This window comes from Shouchella patagoniensis (assembly GCF_002019705.1).
GTDB classification, from domain to species: Bacteria; Bacillota; Bacilli; order Bacillales; family Bacillaceae_D; genus Shouchella; species Shouchella patagoniensis.
Window position 1 is genome coordinate 1,015,785 of sequence record NZ_KV917377.1, and the last position, 13,182, is coordinate 1,028,966.

The window sequence follows — 13,182 nt, forward strand, 5'->3', positions numbered from 1 at the left end:
GAGCGGCGGTAAATACCGCCACTCTTTTCGCTCATTAAATTAAACGTATTGCTTCTTCAACAGCGTGTTCACCACTCGTTAGGTCAAACGATTTTCCAACTGTTGTATCATCCTCAAGGACTGCTAAAATGACATTTGCTACGTCTTCTCGAGGTATCTTCCCTCTATCCAAATCCTCTGCAACTTTTACCTTTCTAGTACCTTCATCATTCGTTAACCCACCTGGGCGAATGATTGTATAATCAAGTCCGCTGTCCACTAACCACCCATCTGCATAGTGTTTAGCTGCGCTATAATAGGGAGCGCTCTCCATCCAATTTTCTCTTCTGTGCACACCAATAGCACTTACGATGACAAAGCGTTTCACATTTGCTTTCTTTGCTGCTTCCATTGATTTGATTGCTCCATCTAAATCAATCATAACTGTTTTATCTGCTCCAGTATGTCCACCAGATCCGGCCGTAAAAACAACGGCGTCACAACCTTGAACTACTTCAACCAAATCATCTATAGAGCCTTCCAAATCGCCAATTACACTTTCCACACCTAATTCTTCAAATGTTTCTTTCTGTTCCCTTCTTCGAACCATTGCTCGAGCTTTATGTGATGTATGTTGCTCAATTTTTTGGATTAGATGTTTTCCAATTTGTCCATTTGCCCCTATTACAAGTACATTCATTTTTTTCATCCTTCCTGGAATGTTTGTCTACTAAATAACTATACCCTTCCTACACCTAAAAAAAACAAGTAGCTAATTAAATACCTCCGCTAAGAAAAAGGTGAAGCAAAAAATTTGTGTTAGTAACAAAGGTATTTTGCCCTTGCTGGTCGTAAAGCAGAGGATGCCGCTATCTAATCTAAAGAAACATCACTCTGAGAAGTAGAAGTTGGATTTGATACCATCGAGCTTCACGGTGCCCATGGCTATTTAATTCAGCAATTCCTATCTCCATTTTCAAAGAAACGTATTCACCGATACGGGCAAAATCGGACATTGTTTGCCACAGAAATAATTGAAGCTGTGAAAAGCGTTATTCCACAACAAATGCCACTCATCATGAGAATCTCGGAACCGATATGTAGATGGCGGTTATGAGATTTATGACGCAATTAACGTCTCAAAAATCCGTCATCTAGTTGGCGTTGATGTATTCGACGTTAGTTCTGGTGGCGAAGGACAACCCGCCCCACATCGTTTTTTAGGTACTTTTGGAGGCTACCAAGTCCCTCTTACCTTAAAATCAAAAATGCGCTTAATATACCCCAGTCACCTCTGTGGGACAATTAGTAGACCCCGTCCTTGCAGACGCAACAATACGTACTAATAATCCTAATCTCGTCGCCGTCCGCCGTGGGCTTCTAACAAACCTATATTGTGCCCTGTTAACAGGTAGTTTCTCTTAAATTATCGATTGATGTCCCAAAGCAATAATAATATCTTAAGAATATAGAGGTGTTATTAAAAATTAATATATTACATTAGGACAAGCGCGGGGATCACACTCGTGAGGCCGTCTTCATTATCTATTTGTTTTCAAAAATAAAAAATAACCCCGTTAATTGTAACAGGGTTTTAATTTGATTTTCCCAATTTGTATATGTATTATATATAATAATGCGAATAATTTATCAATAAACGAAAATACATTGGAGGGTAACAAGTGTCACTAAATTACATTAATGATACATTATTAATTGAAGCTTATGAAAAGGCTGTAAAACACGGACTGAATCAGGATTTTATAGAACTAATAAAATCAGAATTACTTCGAAGGAACATTCGTTTCGATAACGATGGATCGAAGTAACGCTTTTTCATTTTCATATAATTCCCTTCCTAATTTCTCTTCAAATTCAGATATGAGCGACATAAGTAGTAAAGAATCTGATTTGTCCATAATCCCTCCAATTAAATTTGATGAAATCTTGTTACATATTTCCCAATATAAAAAGACACCAACATATCTTTTTTCTATTTTAAATATTTACAAGTGACATTACAAGTGTTTTATTATGTATTTTGCAGATAATTCTTTCATTTTAGATCTAAAGTACTGTTATTGGTACAAAAAAGAGCTCTCGCTTGCTCCGTTTCCTTCCTTTGATAAATACACCAAGCGTTTTCTGTAATGATTTGTACAAGGCTTGTTCCTGATTATTAAAAGCATAGCGACAGTCTCCTACTTCATCTAATTGATTTTCTTTACTCCCAACGCGGCAAGAGCCACATCAGTTGGTTGACAGTTACTTAACGTCACACAGTATTCTTTAAGTAGGAGGTGTAAAAAATGAAAAACCCATTTGTTTTTGGCCGATTAAAAGAAGATGATCCTGGACGTGAAGAGTTTGAAACAGCGATTGAATCTATTTTAGTTGATGCTGAAATAGTACTTACTAATGTGAAAGATATGTTTGATAAGGCGTAATAATTCTAAGGGTGGCAGGTGCCGCCCTTTATTAGTCAAACCACTTCCGTTTGACATAAAACCTCCGGACAGTTATAGATCTTTTTGCTTATTTTCTGTTTCATTGAATTATGTCCGTAATTAAGGAGAGTGCTAATAACATTACTTATTGTCATTTGACTTCTGTTTTTCTGATTTATTGTCCCTCACATACTTACCTTGTCTTCCTTATTTTGTTCTTCTGTTCTTTCATCTCCTCTTTTAGCCATTCTATTCCCTCCTTTAAACAAATTATAGCTTGTATACCCGACATCTTTATGAATAAACTAATTTTCATGATTTAGGTTCTTTTTCCGAAAAAAGGTAGCCGATTCGCTACCTCTGTTGGCCTTACGTTAGAAAAATAGAAGCAGAAACATTTATGTAAGAGGTACTTTAGTTCAACAAGGAAGAGGTATTCAGGCGTCAACAAAGACACTGCCTGCAATACGTTCTATTAGAGTAGATGTTCATATACTTGCGGGATTAACATTATTAAGTGAACGGACACTATAGTGATTATGAGGAATCGCGCGACATTTACGAAAAGAACATAACTCAAAAGAAAGCCGATGCATTTGGGGACAAGTTCTTTTCGGAACCAAATGGCACTAATTCTTGATAACAGAGTCATTGGTTCAAAGAACAAAAATAAAAAACCCTTATATATCAAGGGTTTTCAGTGATGACCCGTACTGGGCTCGAACCAGTGACCTCCACCCTGTCAAGGTGGCGCTCTCCCAGCTGAGCTAACGGATCATGGGAAATATGTAATTATATATTGGGACATCTATTAATATATCTTATCTTTTTATAGAAGTCAACCCGTGAAATTACTTACGAAAGATGTACAAAGAATCGCCCGTTCATGCTAAAATACAGGAAACGATACTGAGGGAGGGTGAATGCTGTTGGACAGTGAGAGTTTTAATACCCCAAGACTAATCCTTCGTGAACTTTTAGAAGAAGATGCAGAAGCATTATTTCCAATTTGGTCAGATATACGTGTGACACGATACATGAAAATTGATACGCTGGAAACACTAGATCAAGCGCGAGAAGTTATTCGGTTTTTACACACACAAGTCTCTGAAGGAAAGGCATCACGTTACGTCATTATCCTAAAAGACACAAATGAAATCATTGGTTCATGTGGGTTTGAAACCTTTCAAACAGAACACCGTAGCGCGAAAATAAGCTATGAACTTGGGAAACATTTTTGGGGCAAAGGGTTTGCTTCTGAGGCACTACGTTCTATACTAGCAGACGGTTTTAAACGATATGATTTACATAGAGTTGAAGCTCGTATCGAACCAGAAAATGACCGATCCATTCATGCACTTCATAAGCTTGGTTTTATGCGAGAAGGTAGACTACGCGACGTTCAACTAAAAGGGGATCGTTTTGTAGATCAGTTGATTTTTTCATTGTTACGCGAAGAAATTGAATAAAAAAAACGCCGAGAGCGCTCGGCGTTTTTTTTATCATTCACCGTTAATTCCTAGCGTTATCATGGCAATAGAACGGATTCTATTTTGCATCATACCCTTGATCTTCAATTTCTTCCTTAATTGCATCGAACTCTAGCTTGGTTTGGTCATAAGATATGTTTACCTCATTTTTTTCAAGCGATACATGAACCTCACCCACTCCTTCAAGTGCTGAAAGAGCTTTTTCAATCGAAGCCACACAATGGCCACAAGACATTCCTTTTACTTCAATCGTTGCATTTTCCAATTTACTCACTCCCTTGCATTTTGTCTTTATAGAATAACACACATACCCCCTTTAGGTATATACAGATGAGTCCATTAGAAAAAATCCCCTACTTCATGCGATAGAGGATTTTAACATTATTTCGAAAATCGGCCAATGATATCCATTAACTCTGAAATCGCTTCTTCTCCGTCTCCATTTTTAATCGCATCTGACAAGCAGTGTTTTGAGTGGTCCTCCAACATGTGCATGCTTACTTTCTTCAAAGCAGCTTGTATGGCTGAAAGTTGGACGAGCACATCAACGCAGTATCGATCTTCTTCAATCATTTTATGAATACCCCGAACTTGACCTTCAATTCGTTTTAGCCGATTTTGAATTTGAGTTTTATCTGATACATGACGATGAGTAGTCCGCTCTTCTTTTGTCTCTTGATGGTTCACCTTGTTCACCTCGTGCTTTTTCTATAAGTATACACGCGTGTGGGGTGGTTGTAAAAAAACTACTTATCTGTATGACCATCAATTTCTTTTGTTTCGATCCGTTTAACATTTCCTAAATTGACATGAACGCCTTGAACATTAACCCAAGTTGAATCCTGTTTTAACCACTCACCAATTTGTACATTTGGATCCTCGTCAAAAACCCATTCTTCTGTCGTACCATCAGTAAAGCTGACAATCATATTAAATGCAGGCATCGAATCTCCCCTTTGTTAAGTCTTATGTTTAGTTAAGTCTTATGTTTAGTTAATACCCATATCTGCCTTCTTCTAATCAACCTTTAGCGATTGACAGCCATATAAGAGTACGGTATGGTTTTGGTGTTGCACCAAAAAATGCAACCTTTTTAGATTAACCACTTATTATAGAGATAATTTAGATTGTTGGGGAGTGGAAAAGATGGAAAAAGCATTGATCTTTTTTGACATTGACGGAACACTTTTAAATGATGAAAAACAATTGCCTGCTTCTACGAAAGAATCAATTCGTTTATTGCAAGAAAAAGGTCATGATGTTGCCATTGCGACTGGCCGTGCCCCTTATTTTTTTAAAGACTTACTCCAAGAACTTCAGATTGATTCGTATGTTTGTTTTAATGGACAATACGTTGTTTATAAAGGTGAACTCATTTACCAAAATACGTTAGACGAAACAACGTTTAATAAGTTTGAACGTTATGCGTCTTCATTAAACCATCCGCTCGTTTTTATGGCCGAAGAGTCCTATACGACAAACGGGAAAGATCACCCTGATGTTCGAGAAAGCATTCAATCATTAATGATTGATTTACCCGAATACAATCCAGATTTTCATGAACAAAAGAATTTACATCAAGCACTCTTATTTTGTAAGCCAGACGAGCAACAACAATATGTTGAACGTTTTCCTGAATTTAAATTTGTACGCTGGCATCCCTTATCAGTTGATGTTCTTCCAAGAGAAGGTTCTAAAGCATATGGTATTTCTAAATTCATTGCCCATGCGAAGATTAATTTAAAGCATGTTTACGCTTTTGGGGATCAATTAAATGATTTAGAAATGCTCTCTTATGTTGAACACGGTGTCGCAATGGGAAATGCACCTGCTCAAGTCCAAGCACAAGCTCGCTATATTACAAAAGATGTGAACGAAGATGGGATTAAGCACGGCTTATCATTAGTTGGGCTCCTTTCATAAAAAACCGGCATAAGTTTTCACTTATGCCGATTTTTAGTAGGTTCATAAAGAATGAAACACTGCTTTTTCCTAAAAGGTTTTGTATTAATATATTTTCCGCATAAAGAAAAGCCTCTTTTATTTAAAGAGGCTTTTGTTATGTATAACAGCATTAAGACGCGCCTAGCAGGATTCGAACCCACAACGCGAGAACCGGAATCTCGTGTGATATCCCATTTCACCATAGGCGCCCATTCGTTTTAACGACATGTATAAATATACTTGATTAAGAGGGAGTTGTCAATATGGATCTCCCTCTTTTCGCATTAAGAGGATTTTGTTGTCTGCTCACCTTCAGCAAACATTTTTTGAAAACGCTCATTAATATCCTCTTCTGTGTATCCTGCTTCTCCTAGACGAACACCAAAATTCTTTGCATAAAGCTGCAACCGCTGGGACATTTTGCTATATTTCTTCGCTTCCGTGCCCTTTGTCTCTTTTACACGTCCATCTGCATTGGAAATAATATTCTCAACAACAAACAACGCTTTCCATAATGTTTCTTCATCCATCCCTTGATGGATTGTACTTAATTCATTGACAACTTCTTTATAAAAATCTTGAAATTCTTTGAATGTGATTTCTTCTTCCATATTTAGGAAGTGTTGAATTTTATCATATTGTTTTTGCATAAAGACACCCCTTTTCCCCTAATTATTATAGCATAAGCCACGGATGCTTACCATTGTCTGTCTAATGAAGGTGACAAATTTAGCGCTCATTTTCCCATTTTTTGATGATTTTGTTTAATGGCGTCAGAAACATAAATAGCGCTAAACAACCATTCATGCATCATCGTAACGACTATGTATGACGAAAATGACATTAGTATTCAAATCAAAAACACCTAAACGAAAACGTCCAGGTGTTTTTGATCTCACTTTTTACAATACATATCAAATGCTTGTTCTAGCTTTTGCACCACTTGAATCGGTTCATGACCTTCAATTTCGTGGCGCTCTACCATCGTTTGGATCTTTCCATCTTTAAGTAAAGCAAATGATGGTGAAGATGGACCGTATCCAGTAAACTGCTCTCGTGCACGTGCAGTTGCCTCTTTATCTTGACCGGCAAATACCGTCACAAAACGATCTGGCGTCGTTTCATAGTTCTTCATATAAGCAGCTGCTGGACGGGCAATTCCTCCTGCACATCCACAGACAGAATTAATCATTACAAGTGTTGTACCTTCTTCAGAAAACACTTTTTCAACATCTTCCGCTGTTTCAAGTTGAGTATAGCCAGCTTGAATCATATCATTACGCGCCTCTTGGACGACATCATTCATAAAAAAATTAAACTGTTGCAAACTCTTCGCCCTCCTTTTTATTCTTTTCTTATTGTAAGCCGATTGCATTTATTTAACAAGCAATGCGATTAATTTTATCACGATCTTTATTTTCAAGGAAAAAATAAGAAGAGCTAAGCTCTTCTTTTAATAAATCATCGTATTTTCTTCCGTCATATGTTCTAACCGTTTTTTTATCGAAGCGAGGAAACGACCACAAATAAGTCCATCAAGCACCCGATGATCAAGAGATAAGCACAGATTAACCATATGGCGTACCGCTATCACATCTCCTGCTTCTGTTTCCATAATTACTGGCCGTTTAACGATTGACTCTATTGATAGAATTGCTGCTTGCGGAGCATTTATAATTGGCTGAGATAATATCGATCCAAATGAACCCGTATTGTTAATTGTAAACGTTCCATTTTTCATATCTTCTCCACTCAGTTTGCCAGAACGAACTTTCCCTGCAAGTTCATTTGTTTTCTTTGCTAACCCTTTAATTGTCAGCTCGTCAGCATTGTGAATAACAGGGACAAATAAAGCGTCATCTGTCGCGGCAGCCATTGAAACGTTTATTTCCTTTTTACGTATGATCTTATCGTCAGCCCACTGGGAATTCATTTGAGGGAATTCCTTCAACGCTTCTACACAAGCTTTCATAAAGAAAGGTAGATAAGTCAAATTGTAACCTTCTTGCTCCTTGAATTCCGCTTTTTTCTTTTCACGTAAATTCACTAAATTTGTTACATCAACTTCTACCATTGTCCAAGCATGGGGCATTTCCGACTTACTTTTCACCATATTCGCTGCTATGGCCTTCCGCACACCACTTACAGCTATTTCTTTATCGCCTTTTAATGTTGTCTCAGTGTTCGAACGTTTACTAGAAACAGAGTCAACGACCTCTTGTTCCTTATTTTCTTCTTTTTCTGGTCTAGGTATTTCTTGTGAAGCCCCCAAAGAGAGATACGCTTCCACGTCCTTACGTGTAATGCGACCGCCACGACCACTGCCTGATATTGAATTGAGATCAATGTTATTCTCTTGCGCTAAACGCATAACCGCTGGAGAATATCTTGTTTTTTGTGAAGTATCGTTATCAGTAGAATGAGGAACTTTTTGTTCAACTGACTCTTCTTCTTGTACAGGTTCATTCGCTAAGGGTGCAGCACCCACTTCTTCAATTGCACAAATATCAGTCCCTACAGAAACAGTGTCGTCTTCAGCTACAAGTAATTCTGTTATTGTACCAGTAAAAGAGGAAGGAATTTCAGCACTAACTTTATCGGTAAGTACTTCTGCAATTGGGTCATACTTGTTTACTTTATCGCCTGGCCCAACCAACCATTTACTAATCGTTCCCTCTGTCACACTTTCACCAAGTTGTGGCATTGTCATTTTAGTCGCCATCTATTGTTCCCTCCTTTAAAACTCTGCCAAGTCGCGTATTGCACGCTCAACTTTGTCTGGATTGATCATAAATTCTTTCTCCAGAGTTGGCGCGTACGGCATCGCAGGGATATCGGGTCCTGCAAGACGTTGGATAGGTGCATCAAGATCAAACATACAGTTTTCGGCAACAATAGCAGCAACTTCGCCCATTATGCTTCCTTCATTATTGGCTTCTGTAATAAGTAGCACTTTACCCGTTTTACTAGCTGCCTCTTTAATCGCTTCTTGGTCAAGAGGATAAATCGTACGCAGATCAAGAATATGAGTACTAATGCCATCTTTCTCTAGCCTCTCTGCTGCTTGAAGTGCAAAATGAACTGCTAGACCATATGTTATAACAGTGACATCGTCGCCCTCGCGCTTCACATCTGCTTTCCCTATTGGTAGAGTGTAATCACTCTCTGGGACTTCACCTTTTATTAAACGATAAGCGCGTTTGTGTTCAAAGAATAATACAGGATCATTCGATCGAATTGCAGATTTCAACAAGCCCTTTACATCATAAGGTGTTGAAGGCATCACAATTTTTAATCCTGGGGTATTTGCAAACATTGCTTCAACGCTTTGGGAATGATAGAGAGCACCATGAATTCCGCCACCATATGGCGCGCGGATTGTGATTGGGCATGTCCAATCATTATTGGAACGATAACGAATTTTCGCTGCTTCTGAAACGATTTGGTTAACTGCTGGCATAATAAAGTCTGCAAATTGCATTTCTGCCACTGGACGCATCCCATACATAGCAGCCCCAATGCCAACTCCAGCAATCGCTGATTCTGCTAACGGAGTATCAATTACACGAGCCTCACCAAACTTTTCATAGAGCCCAGCAGTAGCTCGAAAAACACCACCTCGCTTACCCACATCTTCACCTAAAACAAATACTTTGTTATCACGTTCCATTTCTTCGGTTAATGCACTCGTCACTGCTTCTATATAAGATAGCACGGCCATTTAATTCGCCTCCTCGTCATACACATGCAAATAAGCTGTCTTTGGATCTGCATATCCAGCCTGCTCTGCATATTCAGTCGCTTCATTGACGATCTCCGCAATTTCCTCGTCTAATATAGCTAAGTTTTCTTCTTTAAGAGCTCCACATTTAATTAGGTAGTTCGCATACGTGTGAATCGGGTCTTTCGCTTTTGCTTCTTCGACTTCTTCTCGCGAGCGATATGCTCGATCATCATCATCACTTGAGTGTGGTGTTAAGCGATAAGAGACTGTTTCAATGAGAGAAGGACCGTCTCCATTTCTGCCTCGATCAGCTGCATGTTTCACCGCTTCATAGACAGCTAACGGATCATTTCCATCAACAGTTACACCAGGCATACCATAGCCAACAGCACGATCAGCAACGCTTTTACATGCCAACTGCTTTTCAATCGGAACACTAATAGCATATTTATTATTTTCGCACATAAAGATAACGGGCAATTTATGGACCCCGGCAAAATTTGCCCCTTCGTGAAAATCACCTTGGTTGGAAGACCCTTCACCAAAAGTAGTGAGCGTTACAAAGTTCTTGTTTTCTAGTCTACCAGCTAAGGCAATTCCAACTGCATGGGGAACTTGTGTCGTAACTGGAGAAGATCCAGTTACAATACGGTTTTGTTTTTGGCCAAAATGTCCTGGCATTTGGCGCCCCCCTGAATTAGGGTCTTCTGCTTTTGCAAAACCAGAGAGCATTAAATCTTTTGCAGTCATTCCGAACGCAAGCACTACACCCATATCACGATAATACGGAAGGACAAAATCCTCATCCCGGTTTAAGGCAAAAGCCGCACCCACTTGAGAAGCTTCTTGTCCTTGACAAGAAATCACAAATGGGATTTTACCAGCTCTGTTTAACAGCCACATCCGTTCATCAATTCGCCTAGCTAACAACATTGTTTTGTACATTTCAATTGCATCAACGTCCGTTAAACCTAATTGTTCATGTTTTTTTTCAGTCATAAGATTTCCTCCTTACATATGAATTGCACGTTTATCCACCGCTAAGGCTGCTTCTCCAATTGCTTCCGACAATGTTGGATGAGGATGAATTGTCTCACCGATTTCAAAATAGGCAGCATCAAGAAATTTAGCAAGCGCCGCTTCAGAAATCAATTCTGTCGCATGACCCCCTATTATATGAACACCAAGCAAGTCGTTGTTGGAAGCATCAGCGATTAGTTTAACAAAACCTTCTTCATCCCCCTGCACAAGTGCCTTTCCAATTGCAGCAAAAGGGAACGTACCTACTTTAATTTGATAGCCTGCCTTCTTGGCTTGCGCTTCAGTTAAACCTACTTGAGCTGATTCCGGAAAACTATAAATGCACGAAGCGACAGTTAAAGGGTTGATGGGTTCAACATGCTTGTTACTCATATGTGCAACTGCAAGTAATCCCTCATGGCTAGCTACATGCGCCAGTTGCAGTCCACCAATACAATCACCAATGGCATATATATGCGATTCTTTCGTTTGACCATACTCATTAACTGAGATGTAACCGTTTTCTAAAACGATGTCTGTATTATCAATTCCTATGTCAGCGACGTTTGCTGTACGTCCGATTGAAACAAGCATTTTTTCTGCATTTAATTGTTGTGACGTCCCTTTTTGCTGAATCGTCGCTGTTACGCTGCCCTCAACCTGAAGGGATTCTTCATCCAAACTCGCACCTATATAAAATTCAACACCACGCTTTTGTAGTTGTTTCATCATTTCCTTGGAAATAACTTCATCAGCTGTTGGCAAGATTCGTTCGGCAGTTTCAATAACCGTTACTTTGACGCCAAAGTCAACTAACATAGACGCCCACTCAATACCAATAACGCCTCCACCAACAATCAACATAGACGCTGGAAGTTCAGTCAGTTCAAGGGCATGATCCGAACTTAAAACATATTCACTATCAAACGGTGTATTAGGCAACGGACGAGGTGATGATCCAGTTGCTAAGATAACATTGGACCCAATCAGCATTTCATTCTCTCCATTTTCCAAATCAACTGAGATCGTTCCTGGAGAAGGGGAAAAAATCGAAGGCCCAAGCATTCTCCCTCTACCGCTATACACATCAATTTTCCCTTTGTTCATTAAAGCCTTGACACCATTTGCTAGTCGATCAACGATTTCTTGCTTTCGGGTTTGTACATCCGAAAAGTTAAGTTCAATATTTTCTGCTTTTATGCCATAGTTACTAGCATTTTTTGCCGTTCGAAAAACCTCTGCACTCCTCAATAATGCTTTACTTGGAATGCAACCTCTATGTAAACAAGTACCACCTAGTAGATCACGTTCAACTAACGCTGTTTTTAAGCCTTCTTGAGCGGCACGGATGGCGGCTGAATAGCCGCCCGTCCCTCCACCAACAATAACCAGATCGTAGTTTTCAGCCATATTGGTATCACCTTTTCCTCTTTATTTCTTGCGCGAAAGAATATGGTGTTCGTTTTGTAAAAACGTTCCTCTTGCATAGCGCATACGTTCAATTCGCTGCTCGGCCATCTGGTCTGCAGCTTGAAAAGTTGGTATATTGTTCTCGCGTGCAATCTCAAACACACGCGCGACATTATCATAAATGCCTTCCACTTTTTTAAAAGCTCGGTCCCGGTTATAACCGTTTAACTCATCCGCCACATTAATGACTCCACCTGCATTAATAACGTAATCAGGCGCGTACGCAATGCCCATTTCCTGCAATTTAACACCATGCGCTTCTTCTCTTAATTGATTGTTTGCCGCTCCAGCAATAACGGATGCTTTTACTGTTTTCAACGTCTCATCATTTATTATTCCGCCTAAAGCACACGGCGCAAAAATATCACAGTCCACACTGTAGATTTCATCTGGTTCTACCGCTTTCGCACCAAACTCTGCGACAGCACGCTCCACCGAAGGTTTATGGATATCGGTTACGATTAATTGAGCGCCATCTTTATGAAGGTATTTACACAAGTGATAAGAAACATTTCCGACACCTTGAATCGCAATTGTTTTTCCAGCTAAATCTTCAGAACCAAGGCCAGCTTTAGCAGCTGCTTTCATACCTACATAAACACCGTAAGCCGTAACCGGTGATGGATTCCCTGATGCTCCAAAAGCTGGAGAGATCCCAGTTACATAATCCGTTTCATCATGAATGGTATCCATATCTTCAACGGTTGTACCAACATCTTCAGCGGTAATATAACGTCCATTTAAGCCTTGAATATAACGACCAAAAGCACGGAACATTTCCGGATTTTTGTCTTTACGAGCATCTCCAATAATGACTGCTTTTCCGCCACCCAGATTTAATCCTGCCGCAGCATTTTTATATGTCATACCTCTTGATAATCGAAGTACATCTTCAAATGCTTCTTCTTCTGTTTCATAATTCCACATTCTCGTACCGCCGAGCGCAGGTCCCAACGTAGTATCGTGAATGGCAATAATCGCCTTTAATCCAGATGTGCGGTCTTGACAGACAACTAGCTGTTCATAATCACGCTCCACCATTTTTGTGAACAAATTCATGTTACATCCCCCTTAACTTAGCTAGACCATTTCGGCATGAAGCTCCCCT

At 39.4% G+C, this 13,182-nt stretch carries 16 protein-coding genes, 2 tRNA genes and 1 pseudogene; 5 read left to right on the forward strand and 14 right to left on the reverse strand.

Annotation, left to right across the window (positions count from 1 at the left end):
• Positions 1-34: 34 nt before the first annotated feature.
• Positions 35-679: an SDR family oxidoreductase gene (locus BK584_RS05465; protein ID WP_078391659.1), complete on the reverse strand. Its 645-nt coding sequence runs from the start codon at positions 677-679 to the stop codon at positions 35-37.
• 213 nt (positions 680-892) lie between these two features.
• Between BK584_RS05465 and BK584_RS25535 the strand changes: the two are divergent.
• Positions 893-1,096, forward strand: a pseudogene (locus tag BK584_RS25535) (oxidoreductase); the annotation flags it as partial.
• Positions 1,097-1,661: 565 nt separating this feature from the next.
• On the forward strand, positions 1,662-1,808 hold the full coding sequence (locus BK584_RS05475) for a sporulation histidine kinase inhibitor Sda (RefSeq protein ID WP_078391661.1): 147 nt from the start codon (positions 1,662-1,664) through the stop codon (positions 1,806-1,808).
• Here the strand turns inward: BK584_RS05475 and BK584_RS25310 are convergent.
• Positions 1,764-1,898, reverse strand: coding sequence for a hypothetical protein (locus tag BK584_RS25310; RefSeq protein WP_281255788.1), 135 nt, complete (start codon positions 1,896-1,898; stop codon positions 1,764-1,766). The two genes, BK584_RS05475 and BK584_RS25310, sit on opposite strands and share 45 nt — an antisense overlap.
• Before the next feature lie 390 nt (positions 1,899-2,288).
• Here BK584_RS25310 and BK584_RS24485 point away from each other — a divergent pair, with 390 nt between their 5' ends.
• Complete coding sequence (locus BK584_RS24485; protein WP_169871077.1) at positions 2,289-2,426, forward strand: hypothetical protein; 138 nt, start codon at positions 2,289-2,291, stop codon at positions 2,424-2,426.
• 704 nt (positions 2,427-3,130) lie between these two features.
• Here BK584_RS24485 and BK584_RS05480 read toward each other — a convergent pair.
• Positions 3,131-3,203 (reverse strand) — tRNA-Val (locus BK584_RS05480).
• Positions 3,204-3,355: 152 nt separating this feature from the next.
• On the opposite strand from BK584_RS05480, the gene BK584_RS05485 reads away from it, so the two are divergent.
• A complete protein-coding gene (locus BK584_RS05485) occupies positions 3,356-3,895 on the forward strand; it encodes a GNAT family N-acetyltransferase (RefSeq protein WP_169871079.1) in 540 nt (179 codons plus the stop codon).
• Positions 3,896-3,974: 79 nt separating this feature from the next.
• Here the strand turns inward: BK584_RS05485 and copZ are convergent, their stop codons facing one another.
• The 3 genes from copZ to BK584_RS05500 form a co-directional block, all read right to left on the reverse strand.
• Positions 3,975-4,181 (reverse strand): copper chaperone CopZ, encoded by a 207-nt coding sequence (copZ, locus tag BK584_RS05490; protein ID WP_078391663.1) that lies wholly within the window; start codon positions 4,179-4,181, stop codon positions 3,975-3,977.
• Positions 4,182-4,297: 116 nt separating this feature from the next.
• Positions 4,298-4,603, reverse strand: coding sequence for a metal-sensing transcriptional repressor (locus tag BK584_RS05495; RefSeq protein WP_078391664.1), 306 nt, complete (start codon positions 4,601-4,603; stop codon positions 4,298-4,300).
• Between the two features lie 59 nt (positions 4,604-4,662).
• On the reverse strand, positions 4,663-4,860 hold the full coding sequence (locus BK584_RS05500) for a hypothetical protein (RefSeq protein WP_078391665.1): 198 nt from the start codon (positions 4,858-4,860) through the stop codon (positions 4,663-4,665).
• Positions 4,861-5,062: 202 nt separating this feature from the next.
• Here BK584_RS05500 and BK584_RS05505 point away from each other — a divergent pair, with 202 nt between their 5' ends.
• Complete coding sequence (locus tag BK584_RS05505; protein ID WP_078391666.1) at positions 5,063-5,839, forward strand: Cof-type HAD-IIB family hydrolase; 777 nt, start codon at positions 5,063-5,065, stop codon at positions 5,837-5,839.
• A gap of 157 nt (positions 5,840-5,996) precedes the next feature.
• Here the strand turns inward: BK584_RS05505 and BK584_RS05510 are convergent.
• The 8 genes from BK584_RS05510 to BK584_RS05545 form a co-directional block, all read right to left on the reverse strand.
• Positions 5,997-6,069 (reverse strand) — tRNA-Arg (locus BK584_RS05510).
• A gap of 75 nt (positions 6,070-6,144) precedes the next feature.
• Positions 6,145-6,510 (reverse strand): hypothetical protein, encoded by a 366-nt coding sequence (locus BK584_RS05515; RefSeq protein ID WP_078391667.1) that lies wholly within the window; start codon positions 6,508-6,510, stop codon positions 6,145-6,147.
• A gap of 245 nt (positions 6,511-6,755) precedes the next feature.
• Positions 6,756-7,235, reverse strand: a complete 480-nt coding sequence (locus BK584_RS05520) for a BrxA/BrxB family bacilliredoxin (RefSeq protein ID WP_078391668.1) — start codon at positions 7,233-7,235, stop codon at positions 6,756-6,758.
• Positions 7,236-7,313: 78 nt separating this feature from the next.
• Positions 7,314-8,582 (reverse strand): dihydrolipoamide acetyltransferase family protein, encoded by a 1,269-nt coding sequence (locus BK584_RS05525; protein WP_078391669.1) that lies wholly within the window; start codon positions 8,580-8,582, stop codon positions 7,314-7,316.
• A gap of 15 nt (positions 8,583-8,597) precedes the next feature.
• Positions 8,598-9,581, reverse strand: coding sequence for an alpha-ketoacid dehydrogenase subunit beta (locus tag BK584_RS05530; RefSeq protein WP_078391670.1), 984 nt, complete (start codon positions 9,579-9,581; stop codon positions 8,598-8,600).
• Positions 9,582-10,583 (reverse strand): thiamine pyrophosphate-dependent dehydrogenase E1 component subunit alpha, encoded by a 1,002-nt coding sequence (locus tag BK584_RS05535; RefSeq protein WP_078391671.1) that lies wholly within the window; start codon positions 10,581-10,583, stop codon positions 9,582-9,584.
• A gap of 12 nt (positions 10,584-10,595) precedes the next feature.
• Positions 10,596-12,014, reverse strand: coding sequence for a dihydrolipoyl dehydrogenase (gene lpdA / locus BK584_RS05540; protein WP_078391672.1), 1,419 nt, complete (start codon positions 12,012-12,014; stop codon positions 10,596-10,598).
• Positions 12,015-12,035: 21 nt separating this feature from the next.
• Positions 12,036-13,133: a Glu/Leu/Phe/Val family dehydrogenase gene (locus BK584_RS05545; RefSeq protein WP_078391673.1), complete on the reverse strand. Its 1,098-nt coding sequence runs from the start codon at positions 13,131-13,133 to the stop codon at positions 12,036-12,038.
• Between the last annotated feature and the right edge of the window lie 49 nt (positions 13,134-13,182).